Source organism: Halpernia humi, assembly GCF_900108025.1.
In the GTDB taxonomy this organism is placed as follows: Bacteria; Bacteroidota; Bacteroidia; order Flavobacteriales; family Weeksellaceae; genus Halpernia; species Halpernia humi.
In genome coordinates this window covers 22613-42270 of record NZ_FNUS01000002.1, presented here as the reverse complement: position 1 = coordinate 42270, position 19658 = coordinate 22613, and the positions used below count along the sequence as shown (strand labels likewise).

Annotated in this window: 17 protein-coding genes and 1 pseudogene; 12 read left to right on the top strand and 6 right to left on the bottom strand. The window is 32.1% G+C overall.

Annotated elements, in window-relative coordinates; all coding sequences use genetic code 11:
* Positions 1-5: 5 nt before the first annotated feature.
* From C4S29_RS05110 to C4S29_RS05075, 8 genes are all read left to right on the top strand, one after another.
* Positions 6-350, top strand: coding sequence for a hypothetical protein (locus C4S29_RS05110; protein ID WP_146063258.1), 345 nt, complete (start codon positions 6-8; stop codon positions 348-350).
* Between the two features lie 43 nt (positions 351-393).
* Entirely contained in the window at positions 394-618 is a 225-nt protein-coding gene (locus C4S29_RS05105) for a hypothetical protein (protein WP_103913072.1), read from the top strand.
* Positions 612-929 carry a type II toxin-antitoxin system RelE/ParE family toxin gene (locus C4S29_RS05100; RefSeq protein WP_103913071.1) on the top strand — a complete coding sequence of 106 codons (318 nt, stop codon included), beginning with the start codon at positions 612-614 and terminating at the stop codon, positions 927-929. The genes C4S29_RS05105 and C4S29_RS05100 overlap by 7 nt, the downstream gene beginning before the upstream one ends.
* 282 nt (positions 930-1211) lie before the next feature.
* Complete coding sequence (locus C4S29_RS05095; protein WP_103913070.1) at positions 1212-3869, top strand: 4-alpha-glucanotransferase; 2658 nt, start codon at positions 1212-1214, stop codon at positions 3867-3869.
* Between the two features lie 235 nt (positions 3870-4104).
* A complete protein-coding gene (locus C4S29_RS05090; protein WP_185116946.1) occupies positions 4105-5133 on the top strand; it encodes a hypothetical protein in 1029 nt (342 codons plus the stop codon).
* Positions 5134-5296: 163 nt separating this feature from the next.
* Entirely contained in the window at positions 5297-5692 is a 396-nt protein-coding gene (locus C4S29_RS05085) for a hypothetical protein (RefSeq protein WP_103913069.1), read from the top strand.
* Positions 5693-5802: 110 nt separating this feature from the next.
* Complete coding sequence (locus C4S29_RS05080; RefSeq protein ID WP_103913068.1) at positions 5803-7689, top strand: DUF3857 domain-containing protein; 1887 nt, start codon at positions 5803-5805, stop codon at positions 7687-7689.
* A 12-nt stretch (positions 7690-7701) separates the two neighbouring features.
* Entirely contained in the window at positions 7702-9636 is a 1935-nt protein-coding gene (locus C4S29_RS05075) for a DUF3857 domain-containing protein (RefSeq protein WP_103913067.1), read from the top strand.
* A gap of 51 nt (positions 9637-9687) precedes the next feature.
* Here the strand turns inward: C4S29_RS05075 and C4S29_RS05070 are convergent, their stop codons facing one another.
* Positions 9688-12849, bottom strand: coding sequence for a UvrD-helicase domain-containing protein (locus C4S29_RS05070; protein WP_103913066.1), 3162 nt, complete (start codon positions 12847-12849; stop codon positions 9688-9690).
* 566 nt (positions 12850-13415) lie between these two features.
* Between C4S29_RS05070 and C4S29_RS05065 the strand changes: the two genes are divergently transcribed.
* The 3 genes from C4S29_RS05065 to C4S29_RS05055 are packed head-to-tail and all read left to right on the top strand — an operon-like array spanning position 13416 to position 15746.
* Complete coding sequence (locus C4S29_RS05065) at positions 13416-14192, top strand: carboxypeptidase-like regulatory domain-containing protein (RefSeq protein WP_103913065.1); 777 nt, start codon at positions 13416-13418, stop codon at positions 14190-14192.
* Positions 14189-14971 carry a hypothetical protein gene (locus C4S29_RS05060; protein WP_103913064.1) on the top strand — a complete coding sequence of 261 codons (783 nt, stop codon included), beginning with the start codon at positions 14189-14191 and terminating at the stop codon, positions 14969-14971. The genes C4S29_RS05065 and C4S29_RS05060 overlap by 4 nt, the downstream gene beginning before the upstream one ends.
* Positions 14972-15014: 43 nt before the next feature.
* Positions 15015-15746 carry an SIMPL domain-containing protein gene (locus tag C4S29_RS05055; protein WP_103913063.1) on the top strand — a complete coding sequence of 244 codons (732 nt, stop codon included), beginning with the start codon at positions 15015-15017 and terminating at the stop codon, positions 15744-15746.
* Between the two features lie 65 nt (positions 15747-15811).
* Here C4S29_RS05055 and C4S29_RS05050 read toward each other — a convergent pair whose 3' ends face one another.
* Both C4S29_RS05050 and C4S29_RS05045 read right to left on the bottom strand, forming a co-directional pair.
* On the bottom strand, positions 15812-16033 hold the full coding sequence (locus C4S29_RS05050) for a PspC family transcriptional regulator (protein WP_185116951.1): 222 nt from the start codon (positions 16031-16033) through the stop codon (positions 15812-15814).
* Between the two features lie 47 nt (positions 16034-16080).
* The gene (locus C4S29_RS05045) at positions 16081-17343 is read right to left on the bottom strand and encodes a DUF2851 family protein (RefSeq protein ID WP_103913061.1); all 1263 of its coding nucleotides are present in this window, start codon (positions 17341-17343) and stop codon (positions 16081-16083) included.
* A gap of 71 nt (positions 17344-17414) precedes the next feature.
* Here C4S29_RS05045 and C4S29_RS05040 point away from each other — a divergent pair, with 71 nt between their 5' ends.
* Positions 17415-17627 carry a hypothetical protein gene (locus tag C4S29_RS05040; RefSeq protein WP_103913060.1) on the top strand — a complete coding sequence of 71 codons (213 nt, stop codon included), beginning with the start codon at positions 17415-17417 and terminating at the stop codon, positions 17625-17627.
* 83 nt (positions 17628-17710) lie between these two features.
* On the opposite strand, the pseudogene C4S29_RS05035 reads toward C4S29_RS05040, so the two are convergent.
* From C4S29_RS05035 to bshA, 3 genes and pseudogenes are all read right to left on the bottom strand, one after another.
* A pseudogene (locus tag C4S29_RS05035) lies at positions 17711-17995 on the bottom strand (GxxExxY protein); the annotation flags it as partial.
* 89 nt (positions 17996-18084) lie between these two features.
* Positions 18085-18495 carry a hypothetical protein gene (locus C4S29_RS05030; protein ID WP_103913059.1) on the bottom strand — a complete coding sequence of 137 codons (411 nt, stop codon included), beginning with the start codon at positions 18493-18495 and terminating at the stop codon, positions 18085-18087.
* A gap of 14 nt (positions 18496-18509) precedes the next feature.
* A complete protein-coding gene (gene bshA, locus C4S29_RS05025) occupies positions 18510-19649 on the bottom strand; it encodes an N-acetyl-alpha-D-glucosaminyl L-malate synthase BshA (protein WP_103913058.1) in 1140 nt (379 codons plus the stop codon).
* Positions 19650-19658 lie beyond the last annotated feature (9 nt).

Below are 19658 nucleotides of genomic sequence, written 5' to 3'. Positions count from 1 at the left end.
AATAAATGATGAAAAAATCCGCCCAAATTAAAGAAATACAATTAAGACTTCCAGATGACATTAAAATCGTCGATGAAACTGATTTTGAATTTAATGAAGATGAATTTTTGAGTATTTTATGTTGGTTAAAATATTTCAATTGTCACTATGAGCAAAATAAAAAAAACGAGTTACCAGATATAAAATTTCCAATAATATCTAAAAGATTGAGATTGGATTTTGGATTATATACAGTTAAGAGTAATAGTGAACCATTTAAAGGATTCTACAATATTTACCTTTCCAATAATATAAAAAATTTAGTTGGAAGAAAAACTTTAAACAATTTCATTTTACAATGGAATTTGTAATTAAACCGAAAATAATCGTATTTTAGAATTAAATAAAATTAAAATGGATATTCAAACAAGAAAAATTGCGTTTGTTCAAGAGTTTTTGAAAGTTCAAAGCGAGGAATTAAATTCTCTTTTAGAATGTCTTTTGAAAAGCAAGGACGAAGATATTAAACCATTTACAATTGAGGAATTTAACGAGAGAATTGATAAATCTTTAGAAGATTCCAAGAATGATAGAGTTACAAAATCAAGCCAATTACTTTCTGAAATAAATCAATGGTAACCGAAGTTTTTTGGACAGACTTTGCAAAGAGCGAACTAAAGAATATCTTCAATTATTACAAATTACGAGTAAGTTCAAAAGTTGCTCATAACCTAATAGAAGGAATTGTAAACAAAGCCAATTCATTAGATTTTCAATTTAAAATAGGACAAAAGGAAGATTCACTTTTAGAACGAAAAGAAGAATTTAGATATCTGATTTACAAAAGTTATAAGATTATCAATTGGTTCAATCAAGATAAAAGTAGGGTTGAAATTACAGATGTTTTTGATGTAAGACAAAATCCCTTAAAACTTAAACGACAGAAATAAAAAAAATCGTTTTTAGTGCCTTTTCAAGGATTTTATTTAAAAAACTCTGAAAATTTATTTCAGAGTTTTTTTATGTCTCAAAATGATACTTGTAACCATCTGATTTACAATTATTAAACTAGAAAATATTTTCTTTAAATATTGATAATTTTAGTTAAAAAATTCTTAATTTAGCAAGTACAAACAACATTAATGAAACATCTATAAAAAATTAATTTTCTTCTATTGATCGAAAATCAAAATAGATGTACGTCTGACCACAAAAACTATAGAAAAAGACAGATGAAACTATACTTAAACATCAATTTCGCTACAAAATATGGCGAAAAACTTGCGCTAAAAGTAACAGATGAGAAAGGTGATGATCGCGAATATGCACTTAATTATGACGTTAATAATAATTGGACTTTAGAATTAGACTGGTATTCTAAATCTATTACTTACAGTTATATCCTTAAAAATGAGAACGATACTGTTTTAGACAAAGAATATGTAGCGCATAACCTAAATTTTCCGAATAATTTTAAAGATTTTAAAATTTTTGATGTTTGGAATTTAAAAAACTTTCCAGAAAATTATCTTACCACGAAAATTCTAGAAAATAATTTGCATCCATTTAAACCTCAAAAGGTAAATATTCTAAAAAAACATTCGCATCTTTTTCGTTTAGAAGCGCCACTTTTCAAGAAAAATTGGTCGATTATTTTAATGGGAAATGATGCGGGATTGGGAAATTGGAAAGCCGAAAATGCATTAAAAATGTCGCAAACAGATTTTGGAGTTTGGGAAATCGCAGCGAAAATTTCTTCCAAATATCCAATTCAATACAAATACGCCATTATAGATGATAATTCTGGAGAAATTATTTGGATGGAAAGTGGAAACAATCGCTATTGCGATGGCAATCTAGAAAGCGATTTACTGCAAATTCAAGCCGACCATTATTTTAGATTTGGCATCAATGAATTGTACCACGCAGCGGGCGTTGCCGTTCCCGTTTTTGCGTTGAGAAGTGAAAACGGATTCGGCGTTGGTGAATTTTTAGATTTAAAAATTCTAGGTGACTGGGCGAAAGCGGCAAAATTGTCGACGGTGCAAATTTTACCGATTAATGATACAACTGCAAATTTCACCTGGACAGATTCTTATCCATACGCCGCCATTTCGGTTTATGCCTTGCATCCACAATATTTATCGATCGAACATCTTGATTTTAAATTAGATAAGAAATCTGCAGAAAAATATCAATTAGAAAAAATTGAGTTAAATAATTGTGAATTAATAGATTATGAACGTGTTATTTCTTCAAAATGGACATACTTAAAAGGCATATTTAAAGAACATAAAACAGAAATTTTAAAGGATAAAAACTTTAAACTTTTCTTGAAAGAGAATGAATCTTGGCTTTTCCCATACGCGGCATTTTGCCTATTGAGAGACCGCTACAAAACGCCCAATTTCAACAATTGGAAAACGCATAAAAAGTACATTGCAGGAAAAATCAACGCATTATTTGCAGAAAAACACAAAGATTTTTCAACTGTTATGCTTCATTGTTGGGTTCAATACCAACTACATTTGCAACTTACCGAAGCGCGCGATTATTTGCATCAATCTAAAATCTCTATAAAAGGCGATTTGCCAATTGGTATTTATAGATATTCTGTGGAAGCGTGGGCAGAACCAGAATTGTTTGGAATGGATTTTCAAGCTGGCGCGCCACCAGATAATTTTTCAGATTTAGGCCAAAACTGGGAATTCCCAACCTATAATTGGGAAGTAATGAAGCAAGATGGCTTTGCTTGGTGGAAAAAAAGATTTAAAGCTTTGGAACAATATTTTGATGCGATGCGCATAGATCATATTCTTGGTTTTTTTAGAATTTGGCGTATGCCGATGAGTGCTACACAAGGTATTTTGGGCTATTTTTATCCTGCCGTTCCGGTGAGAATTGAAGAATTTCAGGCTCGAAACATTCCTTTTAATTTTGATAGATATTGCAAGCCATTTATCAACGAAGAAATTTTGTGGAATTATTTCGGTGAAAAGAAGCAAGAAGTGGCGGAACATTTTATGAACAATCATTTTAACGGGAATTATACCTTTAAAGAAGAATTCGACACGCAGCGAAAACTCAAAAATTATTTTGTAGAACATCCGCAAGATTGGAAAGAGGAAAAATTATTGCGTCTTTGCGCAAATGTGCTGTTTTTGCAGGAAGATAAAGGCGGCGGCGATTACGTTTACCATCCAAGATTCAATATTAACAAAACGGATTCTTACAAATTTTTGGGCGACTTCGAGAAAAAACAGATTTATGATTTGTATGTAGATTATTTTTTCAAACGCCAAGACGGACTTTGGTACGCCAGTGCGATGGAAAAATTGCCACCAATCTTAAACGCAACCAATATGTTGATTTGTGGAGAAGATCTTGGTTTGGTGCCAGATTCTGTGCCACAAGTGATGGACAGATTAGGGCTTACTGCGCTAAAAGTACAAAGAATGCCGAGCGATAATATTCCGTTTTATAACCCAGAATATGCGGGTTACTTAAATGTAGTCACCGCCTCATCACACGACAGTTCAACGCTTCGCCAATGGTGGCATGAAGACCGAGAACTCACACAAAAATATTTTAATAAACAACTCCATCAATACGGAACAGCACCTTGGGATTTAACACCAGATTTAGCCGAAATGATTATGAAACAGCATTTGTATAATAATGCGATGTTGGCTATTTTCCCAATTCAAGAATTTTTTGCAACAGATGCGAGACTCACAAATCCGAATATGGAAAATGAGAGAATCAACCAGCCAGACGTTTTTCCGCACTATTGGCGATACAGAATGCATCTTAATTTGGAGTCTTTAGTGATTGAAAAAGATTTTAATGAAAAGATTGCAAGTTGGATTGTGGATTCTGGTAGAGAATAGAAATTAGTATTTATTTAACCGAATTTTTTTAACCCTAAAAATATTGTATTTCTAAAGGTAGAAATTATTGTTTAATAAGATTAAAAATGAAGTTTGAAGAATTTTCAACTTTAAAAAACCTCTTCTAGAAGCCTACAGAAAGTCTTTTTAAAAAAAGTTAAGCAAATCGTTTAACTTTTTTTTGTTTTTTATATCTTAAATGTAGAGCGAACCAACGTTCTTAAAATTATAAAAAATGAAATCACAACTTCACACACTTAAAAAAATACTAATTTCTAGTCTTTTACTGTTTGCAAGTTTATCTTTTGCGCAGTATGATTCGGCAAATAATAATTATGGTAATTCTAATGATTATTATAATAACTTTTATTATGGAGATGATTACGATTATCCAGATGATTATTACTACGATTATCCTACAGATTATTATCCACAAAGTTATTATGAAAGTTATTATAATGATTACCGCAATAGCATCGTTTCTATTAATTGGTCCCAATTTTTTAGAAAATACAGATTAAGCAGATATCAGATTGAGCAAATTATTTATTTAAACCAACTATATCCAACTTTTAGTGCCTGGGATTCTTACTACGGTTCTAATCCGGACAGATGGTATTATGAAAGATTTTATGCTTTGCAAAATATTTTAGGACCTAGAATTTTTGTAGTATTTCAAAATAATTACTATCGTGGCTATAATCCTGTAGTTTATTTTCAAAATTATAGAAGAACTTATTATGTGCCAAGATTTCACGTGCAAAGACAATACAGAAATGTAAATATTATAAAGTATAGAGTAGATAGAGATACTTATAAAAACCGTAGAGCGAATAATGGTTTATATGATCCGAATTATAGAAGTAATGGCTTAAGAAATAATTCATTAGAAAAATCTAAAGCTTCCGTGAGAGAAAATAATGGTTTCAGAGCAGGCAGCGGAAATGAAAACCAAAGCACTAGAAATATAGAGCCTAGACAAAATATTGAAAATAATGGATTTAGATCGGGTGTAAGTTCACAGAATAATAGATCGCCGCAAAATAATTCTGAACCAAAATCTGAAAACCGAAATAACGACGGTTTTAGAAATGGCACTTCTGGAAACAGAATGCCACCACAAAGGTCTCAGCCGAGAGTAGAAAGCCGCGAAAATAGCGGTTTTAGAAGTGGAAATTCTGGAAGCAGAACTGCACAAAAGTCAGCGACTAGAGAAGTAAGTGCGAGAAGTAATACATCTACCCGTGGAGGTGGTTTTAGATAGTTTCATAGTTAATAGTTTTTTTAATGTTAGAACAGGTCGATATTTCGGCCTGTTTTTTTTGTGAAAACTTTAACTATAAAAATTTTAAAAAAGGTTTAACTAAAGTCTTAAAATAATATCAAAAAGACGTACAACAAACAATTATTAATTTAAAATAAAAGAAATGAAAAAATTATTTTTAAGCATGGCAATCGTAGGTTTGGGAACTTTTGCTATGGCACAGCAAGCAGATTCGCCCACTAATATGAGAAATGGGAAAAACCCCCAAAGTATGCAGATGAGAGGCCAAAAACAAATGGATAGGATGAAACAAGGACTTAATCTGAATGACAATCAGGTAATGAAAATAAAAGCTTTCCATGAAAAAAACAAGGCAAACAACAAAGCAAATAAACAAGAAAGTCGGAAAAATATGGATAATGAAATGAAAAACATTTTAACTCCAGACCAATACACAAAATGGAAAGATAATATGAAAGCCAGAAAACAAAACATGAAGGGGAAAAAAATGAAAATGAGAAAAGATGGGGCAGCAATGATGCAATCGCAAACAAACTAAAAACATTTTGTTTTTCATAAATAAACTAAAGCAGAGAAAAATCTCTGCTTTTTTTAGTTCCACTATCAAAAATTTTTTTATATTTGATTTAACAAAAATTTAACATTTAGATGCTTCGGAAAATATTTCTTCTATTTTTACCCTTTTCTTTTTCTTTAGTTTTAGGCCAAGATTTCACCACTGCTTCCATACCCGATAATTTGCGCGCCAATGCCTATGCCGTTATCAGGAGCCACACCGAGAACTATACCATCAATTCTATAAAAGATATGGAAATTGAAACGGAAACGGTTATTAGTATTTTGAGTTCTAGCGGCGAAGGATTTTCTATAATTGGCATTCCATACGATCCCGATACAAGAGTGAGCAGCATTAAAGTGCTCGTTTATGATAAAAACGGAAAAGAAATTGAAAAATTTTATAAAAAAGATTTTACAGATATTTCTAATAATCCATCGAACGCCCTTTATGTTGACGATCGCGTGCTTTACTTTAAGCCAGTTGTGACGCAATATCCATACACATTGAAGTATTCTTATTCTACAAAAACCAGCAACACTGCTTTTTTAGATTTTAACCCTATAAGAGCGTATAACTTAGCAGTAGAAAAGTCACAAATGACGATTACGAATAAGTCGGGCATCAATTTAAACACAAAAATAGTTGATACTTTTTTAGCGAAAGTTTCAAAATCTGAAGTCGCTGGGATGTCGCAATATACTTACGAAAATATACCTGCATTGCAGCAAGAACCTTTAGCACCAAGTATTGACGTGCTTGTTCCGCATGTAGATTTTGCGATGCAAAAATTTTCGCTTGCAGGCAGAGAAGGCGATAACACATCTTGGAGTAGTTTGGGTAAGTGGATGTATAATGATTTAATTGCGCCCGTTTCTACTGTAACACCAGAAATTCAGAAAGAAGTAAATGATCTGAATTTAACGGGAACAAAAGCAGAAAAAATAAAAAAAATATACCAATATATGCAGAGCAAAACCCATTACATACTAGTTGCAATGGGCATTGGCGGTTGGAAACCAATGTTTGCCGATGACGTGCGGAAAAAAGGATACGGCGATTGCAAAGCGCTCACCAATTATATGAGAACTCTTCTAGAAGCGGCGGGTATTAAAGCCTATTATTGCGTTATAAATGATAATGAATCGGCAAAATCCTTCGACCCAGATTTTACCGAAATTTCCGGAAACCATGCTATTTTGATGATACCCGCAGAAAAAGATACCATTTGGCTCGAAAACACTTCACAAAATATAGCATTCAATCATTTAAGTTACACTTGCAATTACAGAAATGTTTTGGCCGTAAAGGAAAATGGTATCGAACTCGTAAAAACGCCCGTTTACAAACCAGAAGACAGCAAAGAAATAATTAGATCAAACGTAAAAATAAATGCTGATAACAGCATCAGTACAGATTCTAAATTTTCTTTTACTGGTGGGCAATATGATCTAAATATGCCCCTTTTCTATTACGACAATTCTGAAGTAAAAGAAGCACTCAAAAGCAGACATGCAAACCTTCGGATTGAAGATTTGGATGTTTTAAACCTCACTAATAATCGAGATGATGCGGAAATTAACTATGAATTAAAATTTAAAGCAGCAGATTTTTCTAAAAAATTGGGCAATGATATTTTTTTTCGTGTGATGCCATTTTATAGCGCCACTACAATGTCGTCCGACTCCGACAGAAAATTACCATTCGAAACCTCTTTTCCTTTTCAAGATGATTATACCGTAGATTTTGAAATGCCAGTAGGCTATAAGTTTTCTGAAATGCCACAAAATAGAGAGTTAAAATCAGAATTTGGGCATTACTCTATCTCCTTTAAAAATGAAAACGGAAAATTACAAGTTCATAGAATTCTAACCATTAATAGAGGAACTTATCCAAAAGAAAAATACCAAGACTATGTTGCATTTCGTAAAAAAACCGCAAATCTTGATAATACAAAAGTTTTAATTACCAAATCTTAAAATACATTAAAAATGAAAATAAAACTATTTATTTTTTCAGCCCTACTCTGTAGCCTTTCATTTGTTGCACAAAAACACAAGTACTTGGATTTTCCAAAAATTACTGATGCCGAAGTTCAGAATATGACGCCTTATCTCAAAGCAGATGCAGCAGCAGAAATACTATACAAATCTTACCATTACCGAGTAGATTATAATGGTAATATGTATGCTGATATTATTAGTAGAATAAAAATTTATGATAAAGATAAGGCTGGAGATTATCTTGATACCGAAATCCCACTCTATGATTCCGGCAATGGCTCGCGTGAAAAATTAGTAAATCTAAAAGCCTACACTTATAACTATGAAGACGGAAAAATAAAAGCCACAAAAGTTGAAAAAGATTCTAAGTTTAAATCCGCAGAAGACAAAAATTATAACATCACAAAATTTGCCTTTCCAGATGTGAAAAATGGCTCGGTGGTAGAATACCAATATACCATAGAAACGCCTTTCTATTGGGTAGTTCCACGTGTGATGATAGAAAGAAATATCCCCACAAAATATATAGAATATATATTCGAAACCCCAAAACAGTTGGGCTATACAATAAATTACAAAGGAGATCTAAAACCCACATTTAGAGATGTGGAAGAAAAAAACATCTATGGCGGTGAGCATTATAGCTATCGTTTTGCCTATGAAAACGTTCCCGCCTACAAAGAAGAAAACTTTGTGAGAAACAATGATAATTACAAAACTTCTATAAAAGCAGAAATCAATAGTTCTACGATAAATAATGTTTTCAGAAGCTTTACCACAACTTGGAATGATGTACGAAAAAGATTATACGAAAGTGACGATTTTGGCTTACAACTCAAAAAAACAGGTGCCGTTAAAAATCTTTTACCAGAAGACATAAAAGCAATTAGCAATACGGAAGAAAAAGCAAATGCCATCTTAAAATTTGTACAAACAAACTACAAATGGAATAACGAAATAGATGTCCAAACAGACAAAGGCATTAGAAACCTTATTTCAACAAAAATCGGAAATAGTGCAGAAATTAATTTACTGCTAATCATGCTAATGCGCGACGCAGGAATTACAGCAGATCCTGTTGTTTTATCGACCGTTAATCGCGGGCTGTTGCTCTCTTATTCGCCTTCTTTAGCCCAATTGAATTACGTAATTGCAGCAGTAGAAAGTGGTAACAAAATATATTTATATGATGCCACAAGCAAATATTCGAGTAAAAATACCATTCCACCTCGAGCATTAAATTACTACGGCTTTCTAATGACAGATAAAGACGCAAAACAACTAAACGTTGTATTTCCGGATAGAAGCGAAACAGATTTAGTTGTAGACGCAAAACTAAATGACGACGGCACATTTTCTGGGCATTTTACAGATACAGACACCAAATTATTTGCGATGATGGTGCGAGAATCTTACGAAGATAACAAAGAAGATTATCAGAAAGAATACAAAAACCGCTATAAATTTCCTTTTAAAAATATTAAATCTGGCCCTACCGAAAATGGCGATTTTTCTACCTCTTTTGATTTTGATGCCGATACATTTGTAGATGCCATTGGTAATAAATTAGTCTTTAACCCCCTTCTTTTTTTATATTCAAAAAACCACGACTTCAACCAAGAAGAAGAACGAAAAGCACCTTTAGAATTTTATTGTGCGTATGACCGCGACAAAAAAGTAACAATCACTTTACCAGAAGGTTATGCTTTTGAAAACGTCCCAACTTCCAAAAAATTTCGCACACAAGACGATTCCATTTCATATTTGTACAAAGTAACACAAGAAGGCAATAAACTCACTGTAGAAACCACCACTATCATAGATGACTCCTCTTTCCCGAAAGAATATTATCCCGCTTTCAAGCAAATTTTTGATAATATTACAAAACTAGAAGGGCAAGTTGTTACCGCAGTGAAAAAGTAAATTATTTACTCAAACCTTCAAGGTTTTAAAAACCTTGAAGGTTTATCTTTATTAAACATACACAATCTCCGTTTTCAAAACCTTTTTACCCAATTTTTCTAAGACCGATTTGTAAGTCGCAACTTGTTTTTCGTATTTTTTCTTTTTTTCATCAGTCTCTTCGCCCGTTTTAAAATCCACAATCAGCCAGCCATTTTCTTTTTCAATTAATCGATCTGGCCGGTAAAATTCTGATATTCCGTTTTCTGTTATTAAAATATCTTTTTCATTAATGATTTTTAAATCGGGATTGAAGTAATCTGCATTCGCCGGATTTCTAATGATTTCAAATATATTGCTTGAAATATTTTCTTTTTCTTCTCGGCTAATAATGCCATCTAAAACATATTGTTCTAGCACAAAATTCACTTCATTTTCCTGATTAATTTTAGATAAAATCTCGTGTGTGAAAATCCCCAACCTCACTTTCTCATTCCGAACCTGATAATTTTTTGACGGTGTTGCAATTTTTAAATTATTTTTTGCCGAAGTTTTCTCCGTTAAAGATTTAATGTTTTTAGTATTAAATTTCTGCTCCTTTTCTTTAGTTTGTTTCTTAAAAGAAGCATTTTCTTGCGGATAAAGTTCTAATTCTTGTAGATTTTCTGGGTTTTTAGTTTCAATAAAATCCAGCATTTCAATGCTGTTTCCACCTGTTTTACTTTTATTTTGAAGATAAAAAAACAATTGCTCTACGGCTCGGGTGGTCGCCACATATTGCAAACAATAGCGATCAATTTTATTTCTGTACGTGTTTTCTGTGTTGAAATTTTTTATTTCCGTATCATAATTTTCCAGCGCAGAAATAAATCCGTTGATGTTCACAGATTTCAGTTCACCATAATCATCCAGCGGCAACCAATCATTAATTTCGCCATCTTTATTTTTGTTTTTCATAGGTAAAAAAACCACCGGAAACTCCAAACCTTTTGCTGCATGAATCGTCATTAGCCGAATCGCATCCACATTTTCACTTGCCTGAATAGATATTTTATGCGCTTCTTCTTCCCAATATTGCAGAAAATCTTGTAAGGTTTTCCCACTATTTTGGCTGTAATTATAAAGCATTTCTAAGAAATTTAACAGAAAATCTGTTTCATAATTTTTTACTGAAAACTCGTGGACAAAAAATTCTATTTCATTATAAAGATTAAGTTGCGGCAAATCTTTCGGATTCAAATTGAGCTGAAAAGTTTCTAATATATATTTTTCTAAGGTTTCCTGCTCCGTAATTTCTAAAACTTTCAGCATTTCTGCAGTAAAATTTTCGATGTAGATTCGCCCAGATTCTTTTAAATAATAAAACATTTTAACCAAAAATTGCTTGTTTTTCGGCTGCACTTTCCAATTTAGAAATTCCAAAAGTGCTTTTACGGTTAAAGACAAATCTAGCGTTAAACCTTTTTCAGAAATGGTTTTTATGTATTGTTCTTCGTTATTATAGACGATTTTTTCGCGCCCCAAAAGTTGCGAAAATTCTTTTATTTCAAAGCCACCTCTGCAAAGAATCGTAATGTCTGAAAACCGAAAACCATTGTCCAAACAATTTTGAATATCGTTTTTCATTTGCAAAGTCGCAGTTTCAAAAAAGTCAGAATTACTTTGGCTATAATCTTGTAAATTCACTTTTACCCGCCCGCTGAATTTTTGCATTGCATTTTGGTGCGCATGTTCATTAAATAATCGCGCATGTTCTAGCGCCAAATCTTTAGATAAAAAAGCGTACAATTGGTTATTAAAATCAACGATATTTTTTGCACTTCTATAATTAAATTCAAGATTTTCTAAACTCACTTCTACGTTTGTCTGCTCATTTTTATTCAAAATATCGAGCATAATTTCGCTGTCGCCACCTCGAAATCTGTAAATACTTTGTTTCGGATCGCCGACCAAAGTGAAAGTGTTTTCTTCAGAATTTATGGTGTGGTCGCGCAGAGGTAAAATGTTGTCCCACTGCATTTTAGATGTATCCTGAAATTCATCTAAAAAATAGTGGTTGTATTTCGTGCCCACTTTTTCATAGATAAAAGAAGACGGCTCATTCTTTAAATTTTCATTAATAAGAACATTAAATTTTGAGAGCAAAACCAAATCGTTTTCCTCTTCAATAATGGCCAATTGATCTTGGATTTCTTTATTAATTTTTAAAGGCAATAATTCTTGCAAAATTTTCTCTTTTTTCACCACCGAAATGTAATTTGCAATAATATTTTTTCGTGCTTCTAAAAGGTAATTTAAGATTTCAAAAATATCAGATTCTTTATGTTTCCCTTTTGTAGAAGCGCCTTTCTCAAAAGTTGCAATTGCTTTTTCTTCATCGCCAGGAAATGGAAAAGTTGCTCTTTCACCAGAACTAAATTTTAAAAATTCAACAAAAAACTTTCCTAAACCATTGCTATTTCCACCCGAAAAATCGGCGACTTCCAAATTTTTTTCCTTAAAAAGCAAAATAATTTCTTTTGCTTTTTCTTGGTTAAATGTTTCATGCGCTGCAATTTCCTTCCGAAGTTTGGTTTTTAATTTATCATAAACTTCCCAATCAAAATCTTTATTATTTTTTAGTTCATCATAATGAACATCGCTTACAAATTGCTTCGCTTTTTTGTACAAACTTTGGTTCATGTAAACGCGCTGCTCATTATCAAGATTATAATTAATAAAATCCATGAACGCATCAGAAATTTTTTCGTCTGCGCCAATTTTATCGAGCATTTTATCTACGGCTTCAATTAAAAAAGGTTCGGCCTGAATTTCCAAATTAAAGTTTTGCGCCAAACCCAATTCGTTAGAAAAACTGCGCACCAATCGCGCATTGAACTTGTCGATTGTCCCAATATTTAGAGTAGAATAATGGTGCAAAATATAATCTAAAACCTTTTTCGAACGGCGATGAAGTTCATTTAATGAAATCTCTTTGCCGCTTTCTGTAAATTTTTTCTGAATATTTAAAAGTTCATCACATTGCTCAAAATCTTCCTTTGTGAAATTTTCTAGCCATTGCAAAATCCTGTGTTTCATTTCATTCGCCGCTTTATTGGTAAAAGTTAAAGCCAAAATTTGGCTAATTCCATCGGCTTTATCGGGAAATTCTAGGCAAATCATGAGAAGTTTTTGCACCAAAGAATAGGTTTTCCCAGAACCTGCAGAAGCGTTTATGGCGAAATAGGTTTTCATTAAAGTTTATTTGAATTAATGCAATTTAGGAAAAATCTCTCGCAGATTTGGCAGATTTGGCAGATTTTTTTTTAACTCTTGTTGGTGCAAATGCTATATTCTCGGCGATTTTGTAGATGACGCAGAATTTAAATTGCATTCTAATAGAATTATTTTACCTGTTGTGCATATAGAAAAATATTAAACGCAAAGGCACAAATAATTTATTTATACACATTTACGTTTATACGGCGCAAAGTTTTAACTTCGTTAAAAGATGAAAATCTTTGATTTTCTTGCGCCTTTGAACTATTTTCATAATAACTAAGTTCTTGCGCCTTTGCGTTTAACTTGATTTAGGGTTAATTATGCAGCTTGTCTAAATGCACAACAGGTTAATTTTAAATATTTGGATGGAATTCAATCTGCTTAATCTGCGAGAGACTTTAAAAATCAGAAGAAATCTTTGAGATATTTTAAGAAAATTTTAAAAAAAAATTACCAATAATTCTTAAATCGCGTTAAGTCTGGTTAAAGTTTAGAATGTAAGTATTTTTCAGATTAAATTTACATAAAACAAAAAGCCTTTGAAAAGATCTTTATTCTTTCTAATTTTTCTTTTTTCGTTAAAATTTTTCTATTCTCAAACTTATGTTTCGGGGCAAGTTTTTAATGATTCAAAAATTGCACTTTCTGGTGTTTTGGTTGTAAACATTAATACGAATGAGAAAACCGTAAGCGATGCAGATGGCAGATTTAGCATTCGCGCAAAAGAAAATGATGAACTTCGCTTTGTGCGAGTAAATTATGAGCGCGCATCAAAAATCATTAAACCTGAAAATTTTTATATTCCCCTTCAAGTTTTTATGGAATACGTTCCAGAATTAATAGAAACTGTAGATCTAAGTTTTGTGCCTTCTGGTGATTTATCCAAAGATTCTAAAAAATTAAATAAAGTTGATAAAATTGCCAAGTTGGAAGAAAATATCGGCCTGCCCAAAAACCCAGAAAAACCACGAGAAAAACCAGCCGATTTAAAAAAGAGCGTTCTTTTACCGATTTTGTTTGGAAATTTAAACGTGCAAGGCATTTACGATTTGGCTAGCGGAAAAGCGCGTCGGCAAAAAAGACTTTATAAATATCAAGATTTTCAAGAAAAAATAGAATGGATAAAAGCGAATTTAAAAGAGGATTTTTTTAAAGAAAACCAAATTCCAGAGAAGCAAATTTCAGATTTTTTAGGTTTTGCGATTAATACAAATTCTGATGTTGCAAACGGATTTAAACAAAAAAATATTGATAAAGTAAGTTTTGCATTAATACAAATGGCGCCAGAATATTTAACTAAAAAATCTGCGAAATGAAACTTAAATTAATTTTTTTAATGTTACTTATTTCCCTGAAGGTGTTTTCGCAAGATTATATTTTTGGTAAAATTTCTGACGAAGGCAAAACGCCAATTTCAAGCGCTGAAATTATTAATATGAGAACCGATCAAGTTGTTTTTTCAGATTCAAATGGTAATTTTATGATTGCAGCAATCGAAAATGACGAATTGCGTGTGGTGAAAAATAAATACGACCGCGTTCAATTTCGCTTAAAAAGCGATGATTTTAAATCTCAATTAAAAGTAACAATTTTCGCTTCGCCAGAATTAATACAAGAAGTTTCGCTTGCTTTTAAACCTACAGGAAATTTAAAAAAAGATTTAGATAAGTTGCCAAAATATAAAAAAACCCGGCGCTTACAAGATGAAATTACGCAATCACTGAAATACAAACCAACCGAAGTTATGCCGCGTTTGTCCACGCCTTCTGCGTTTGCGCCGCCAAATTATTCTGCGGGACAAGTTGATGTAAAAAAATTAGCAGAAGGCGTTGCGGGATTAATTGGGAAATGGACAAAACCAAAAATTACAGAACCCGATTACAATGAAACCCAAGACTTTTTAAAAAAATTAAAAGAAAGTATCAATAAAAATTATTATTACAAATATGGACTTTCCGAGGAACAATTGGAAAATTTTTTAGTAGAAGCCAATCAACAGTTAAAATTGGCGCGACTATATCGCAAAGATTTTGATATCGCTGAAATAGAGTTTTTACTGCATAAAAAGTTTAAGACTTATACGCCGAAAAAGTAAGTTTATTAAAATTTTTGTAACTTTAAATCTAATTTTTAATGTTATGAATAAATCAATAATTGCAATCACGATCGCTGCTCTAGGTTTCGTTATCGGTTTGGCTTTTTTAGGAAATGCGATCAAAAATAGAAACAGAGCAGATAATACGATTTCCGTTACTGGATTGGGTTCTAAAGAATTTACTTCAGATTTAATCACCTGGTCTGGAAGTTTTACAAAAAATAACTATGATTTAAAATCGGCTTATGATGATTTGGCGGTTGATAGAAAAGTGATTTCAGATTATTTAATTTCAAAAGGTATTAAACCGAACGAAATGGTTTTTTCTGCAGTTGATATTCAAAAAACATATAATTATACGAGTGATGAAAATGGCAGAAGTCATCAAATTTTTGCGGGCTATAATTTAACGCAAACGGTTTCTATAGAAAGTAAAGAAGTGCAAAAAATTGAAAATCTGAGCCGTAATATTACAGAAATCATCAACCGCGGCATTGAATTCACGTCTTCTCCACCGCAATATTTTTACACAAAATTGTCGCAAGTAAAACATGAAATGATTGCAAACGCTACAAAAGACGCAAGAGAACGGGCTGAAAAAATCGCGGAAAATGCAGGTGCAAGTTTGGGAAACCTGAAAAAAGCAACGATGGGCGTGATCCAAATTACGGCACCAAATTCTAATGAAGATTATTCTTACGGCGGAACATTTAACACTTCTTCGAAAGAAAAAGAAGCGAGTATTACGATAAAACTAGAATATCAGGTGAAATAAATATTTAGAATATTTTTCAGTTATTTTTTATTTAATGAAAAAGGGGAAACTTTAAAAAATCTAATTCAAAGATCAAAAACATTCGGCCGACGAAGAATAAACATATCTTTTATCCAAAGCATAAAAGCCAAGCCAAGGTAAATTAAAAAGAAAATTCCTACTGTTGCAAAGGTGGAATAAATAAAAAATACCCGCAGTTTTGACACCGGAATGCCAAGTTTTGTACCCATTCTTGTTAGCACACCAAACCATTCTCTTTCTACTCGATGCCGAAAATTATTGATGATTTTTGGTTCTTTCATGTGGTATTATTACTTTTTTACAAATTTACGCGTTAAATTTTAAGCAGTTGTAAACCGATACTGCAATTTAAACATTTTTTCTCTTTACAAAAATTTTTATAATGGTAAAGAAATGCTTGACTATCTAAAGCACTATTAATAGGCAATTTCAAATTTTTCCAAGATTCTGTAATCGTGTTTTTTTCTGCAGGAATTTCGGTATAAAATTTCAAAATTTCGTCTGCAATTTCTTCTTCAGTGTTTTTATGATAGTGATATTTTAAAGGTAAAATTGCATTAATAATAGTTAAATTAATGAAATTTTCGCTTACTAATTTAGGAGAATCAATGGGCGAAATTTTTCCAAAATTAAAACGATTGTCCCAATATTTGGACGCTTTCACGTTTTTAAAAATTAAAAATAAATCGGCTTTAGATTTTGCTGCAATAATTTTTGAAAATAAATTCGGTTGAGCAACATACAAATTTGCCAATTGAGAAAGGCGAATTGTAGGGAAATTTGGCGGTCTTAATCGTAAAAATTTTGGTTTAAAAGAAAGTTCTGAAAGGTTATATTTTGTTTTTAAAAATTCAAATTCTCTTTTCCAAATATGCATTTTTTCATCTTCTGGATTTTTCAGCCAACCAAAAATGCCAAAAAACAAGGCTTCTAAATACAATTCGTTTTGCTTAATTTTATTAATTAAATTAAAATCTATTTGCATCGCAAACTGCTGGAAAATTTCTGCATTCACCTTTAAACCAAATGCATACGCAAGGTTTTGAAATAAAACCGCTTCATAATTATTTTTGGAAGCCTTTAATTGCAAACTTATTTTTTCAGATTTTTCATCTAATTTTTTAAGTAAAGTTTCATCTGCAAAGTTGAAAGGTATTTTTTTTATATCAAATAGTTCTTCGCATGGGATGAATGAAATTCCATTTAAAAGTTTAGAATACTTTTCAATTAAACTTTTTTCAATATAATTTTTAAGTTCTAATGTTGGAATATTTTTCTCTGCAAATTCTTCAATATCCAAATCGTGCTCATAGACAACGTGCAAAATTAAATTATCAAAATCCTGATTTCCAGAATGTTGATGAAAAATCCAGTCGGAAGATTTCACATGAAGTTCGATGTTTCCGGCTAAAACTAAATCATTAATTTTAATTTTAGCATCTAAAAAGTCGGCGCCAGAATTAAAATTCCATTGCCCAAAATTTAGAATTTCTATAAAATTTCCGGCAATATCTTTAAAATCAAAACTGGTGAAAATTTTGAAATTCCAGAGGTATTGTAGGAGTTTTTCGTTCATTTTTATTTTTCACGCAATGGCGCAATGGTTTTTCGCAATGGACGCAATGGTTTGTTTTGCTTCACAAATGTATGAGTTCTATTTTATTATGTTCGGTTTCACGCAATGGCGAAATGGTTTGTTTTGATTCACAAATGTATGAGTTCTATTTTATTATGCTCGGTTTCACGCAATTGGCGCAATGGTTTTTCGCAATGGACGCAATGGTTTGTTTTGCTTCACAAATGTATGAGTTCTATTTTATTATTCTCGGTTTCACGCAATGGCGAAATGGTTTGTTTTGATTCACAAATGTATGAGTTTTATTTTATTATGCTCGGTTTCACGCAATGGCGAAATGGTTTGTTTTGATTCACAAATGTATGAGTTATAAATTATTTACAATTCTATGGATGCCGTTTTTGATTAGTTTTGTGTTGAAATTTATTAATAAACCCAATTTTAAATTTGATAATTTCAGGTAAGTTAATGTTTGTGCAAAATGAACTGGCAATAGGTTTTCGACTGATTTTAGTTCAATTAAAACTTTATTTTCTACTATTAAATCCACTCGATATCCTACTTCTAAATTTATTTCTTTGTAAGAAAATGGCATAGAAACTTGTTGCTTCACATCTAAACCTAAATTTCGTAAATCATAAGCCAAAGCAACTTCATATGCAGATTATAATAAACCAGGACCAACCGTTTTGTGCAACTCTAAAGATGCTCCAACTATTTTGTAAGCAATTTCATTTTCAGTCATATTTGAATATTTAGAATTTTACCTTTAAAAAATCTTTGCGCCCATTGCGTGCATTCCCATTGCGTCATTGCGTGAAAATAATTTACGCCATTGCGTGAAAAAACTTTAATAAGCATCCAATTTAGATTAAATATTTTCAATAAAAATCTTTGCGCCCATTGCGTGCATTCCCATTGCACCATTGCGTGAAAACAAGCGCCATTGCGTGAAAAAACTTTAATAAGCATCGAATTCAAATTAAATATTTTCAATAAAAATCTTTGCGCCCATTGCGTGCATTCCCATTGCGTCATTGCGTGAAAATAATTTACGCCATTGCATGAAAAAACTTTAATAAGCATCGAATTCCAATTAAATATTTTCAATAAAAATCTTTGCGCCCATTGCGTGCATTCCCATTGCGTCATTGCGTGAAAATAATTTACGCCATTGCATGAAATTTTTTCAAAGTTTCTTCATACATTTCTTCGTAAATCGGTAGAATGTTTTTTAAATCAAATTTTATGGCTTGTTCTTTCGCGTTGATTTTCATCTGTGCGAGAAGTTTTTCATCGCTTAATAGTTTAATTGTGTAATTGCTCATCGCTTCTACGTTTCCAACTTCGGCTAAAAATCCCGTCACACCTTGAATATTAACTTCCGGAATTCCACCGGCGTTTGAACTGATAACCGGCGTTGAAGCCGCCATTGCTTCCAACGCGGCAAGACCGAAACTTTCTTGTTCTGAAGGCAAAAGAAAAACGTCAGAAAGTTCTAAAATTTTATACAAATCATTTACTTTTCCCATCAAACGAACTTTATCCATCAATTCTGGATTTTCTTCCAAAAACTCATTAATTACTTCCATATCAGGACCTTCGCCGATGATAACAAGTTTGGATTTTACTTTTTTATGAACGTTTTTAAAAATTTCTAAAACCTCAGAAACCCTTTTTACCGGCCGTAAATTTGAAACGTGAATTAGGATCTTTTCGTCAGGATTTGCAAGTTGTTTTCTTGCGCAAACTTCGTGATTAGAAAATTCAGAATTATCAATAAAATTGGTTATGACTTGGATTTCTTTTTTAATATGAAATTTTTGCAGCGTATCCACTTTCAAACTTTCAGAAACTGAAGTAATCGTATCTGATTGATTGATAGAGAATTCCACCGCATGTTTATAACTTGGATGTTGCCCAACCAAAGTAATGTCCGTCCCGTGAAGCGTTGTAACTAAAGGAACATCTGCATTGACTTCTTTCAGCATTTGCTTTGCTGTAAAAGCGGCATAAGCGTAAGGAATCGCGTAGTGCGCATGCAAAATATCCAATTTATAAAGATTTACAACACGGTAAATCATCGAAGACAATGCAATATCATAAGGTTGATATTGAAAAAGCGGATACGTTTGCACATTCACTTTATGGAAAAAAATATTGGGATTTGCAATATCTAATCTTGCAGGCATCGCACTGGAAATAAAATGCACTTCATAGCCTTTATTTGCCAAAGACATTCCCAATTCTGTCGCTACAATGCCGCTTCCGCCGTAAGTTGGATAGCAGAGAATTCCTATTTTCATTTCTTTAAT

Bases quoted from the DNA above. Each gene is read 5' to 3' on its own strand.
- C4S29_RS05085 (WP_103913069.1), top strand. From the start codon at position 5,297: ATGAAAAAATTATTTTTAAGCATGGCAATCGTAGGTTTGGGAACTTTT.
- C4S29_RS05095 (WP_103913070.1), top strand. From the start codon at position 1,212: ATGAAACTATACTTAAACATCAATTTCGCTACAAAATATGGCGAAAAA.
- C4S29_RS05045 (WP_103913061.1), bottom strand. From the start codon at position 17,343: ATGAACGAAAAACTCCTACAATACCTCTGGAATTTCAAAATTTTCACC.
- C4S29_RS05110 (WP_146063258.1), top strand. From the start codon at position 6: ATGATGAAAAAATCCGCCCAAATTAAAGAAATACAATTAAGACTTCCA.
- bshA (WP_103913058.1), bottom strand. From the start codon at position 19,649: ATGAAAATAGGAATTCTCTGCTATCCAACTTACGGCGGAAGCGGCATT.
- C4S29_RS05100 (WP_103913071.1), top strand. From the start codon at position 612: ATGGTAACCGAAGTTTTTTGGACAGACTTTGCAAAGAGCGAACTAAAG.
- C4S29_RS05080 (WP_103913068.1), top strand. From the start codon at position 5,803: ATGCTTCGGAAAATATTTCTTCTATTTTTACCCTTTTCTTTTTCTTTA.
- C4S29_RS05040 (WP_103913060.1), top strand. From the start codon at position 17,415: ATGAGTTCTATTTTATTATGTTCGGTTTCACGCAATGGCGAAATGGTT.
- C4S29_RS05105 (WP_103913072.1), top strand. From the start codon at position 394: ATGGATATTCAAACAAGAAAAATTGCGTTTGTTCAAGAGTTTTTGAAA.
- C4S29_RS05075 (WP_103913067.1), top strand. From the start codon at position 7,702: ATGAAAATAAAACTATTTATTTTTTCAGCCCTACTCTGTAGCCTTTCA.
- C4S29_RS05060 (WP_103913064.1), top strand. From the start codon at position 14,189: ATGAAACTTAAATTAATTTTTTTAATGTTACTTATTTCCCTGAAGGTG.
- C4S29_RS05090 (WP_185116946.1), top strand. From the start codon at position 4,105: ATGAAATCACAACTTCACACACTTAAAAAAATACTAATTTCTAGTCTT.
- C4S29_RS05030 (WP_103913059.1), bottom strand. From the start codon at position 18,495: ATGACGCAATGGGAATGCACGCAATGGGCGCAAAGATTTTTATTGAAA.
- C4S29_RS05055 (WP_103913063.1), top strand. From the start codon at position 15,015: ATGAATAAATCAATAATTGCAATCACGATCGCTGCTCTAGGTTTCGTT.
- C4S29_RS05070 (WP_103913066.1), bottom strand. From the start codon at position 12,849: ATGAAAACCTATTTCGCCATAAACGCTTCTGCAGGTTCTGGGAAAACC.